Source organism: Micromonospora sp. NPDC126480, from assembly GCF_040302465.1.
Classification (GTDB): Bacteria; Actinomycetota; Actinomycetes; order Mycobacteriales; family Micromonosporaceae; genus Micromonospora.
In genome coordinates, this window is the sequence record NZ_JBEORU010000076.1 from 1 (window position 1) to 1,079 (window position 1,079).

Genomic DNA, 1,079 nt, shown 5'->3' on the forward strand with positions numbered 1-1,079 from the left:
ACCGACCAGACCGACCCGGCACCGATCGCCGCATAACATCAAACCGGATCCCGCGATGGCCGTCTCCTACACCACCAGCGCGGACGTGACCGCCGGCGCGGCCCGCTTGCGGGCCACCTTGATCCTAAGAGAACAATTCGGCAACGTCTTCGAGGGCGCTTACGGTCGCGGAAGGTGATCGACCAGCGGGTCGCTATCTCCGTATCATCGGCCGATGCGATTGAACTGGCCGACCGTTGGTGAGGTCTGGGCGAACCTGCGCGCCACCAGGTCGGATCCCCCGGGTCGCGCAAACCGGAACCCTAGCCGACGCTTGGTCTACCTTGCTGCGATGGAGCAGTCCGAGCAGCTCTTCAAGGCGGCTGGAGAGATAGCACTCGCTAGCAGACCGCTCCTCGTCTTTTATGGTCTGAGCCAAGCGGGCCGTGCGATCGCCGCCGCGGCTCTCGACCTGGACGATGGCCACTGGCAGCTCGAAGGGCATGGCCTCAGCATCCGCTCTGACACGTCTCCGCTGCCCGACGTGGCGGTGATCCAGCACGGCCGACCCCAAGCGAGCTTCCGGCGATTGAGTGATCTGCTGACCTCTCCGAGCCTTCCTGATGGCAAGACCGCACAAGCCGTCAGCCTTGGGCAACTGTGGGATGCGCTGCCCGAGGGCTGCAGACGACCCTTACGCGCCGACGGCGAGCGCCGGCCTGCTATGTACTTTCACCGTTCCAAGCTGGTACCACATCCACTCGCATCAGGGACCGTCTGCGGGTTCCCTCAGGGGCTAACGGAATCATCGCGGCCCGACGAGGACTTCGAGAGGTTCATGTCGGCATACCCACACGCTGCGGGTTATTCGATGGTCTTAGCAGTGCCGGACACCAAGCTGCCCCGATTTGACATAACGGATACCGGCCGCGTTGATTTAGCGATGCATTGGGACACGGGAATACAGTTTGGTACCGAAGCGGATCAAGATGCACGACTTGCAACGTGTCGTCGCCGGCTGAAAAATGACCCCTTGTCGCCGGCCGAATTTTGACCCCTCGTGAGGTCTCCTGGCTCGTGGAGCCGGGAGGTGAAGGGGT

Annotated in this window: 1 protein-coding gene; it reads left to right on the forward strand. The window is 62.8% G+C overall.

What is annotated here, in order from left to right; genetic code table 11:
- Positions 1-214 precede the first annotated feature (214 nt).
- A complete protein-coding gene (locus tag ABTW87_RS30150; RefSeq protein ID WP_502891674.1) occupies positions 215-1,033 on the forward strand; it encodes a YaaC family protein in 819 nt (272 codons plus the stop codon).
- Positions 1,034-1,079: the final 46 nt, after the last annotated feature.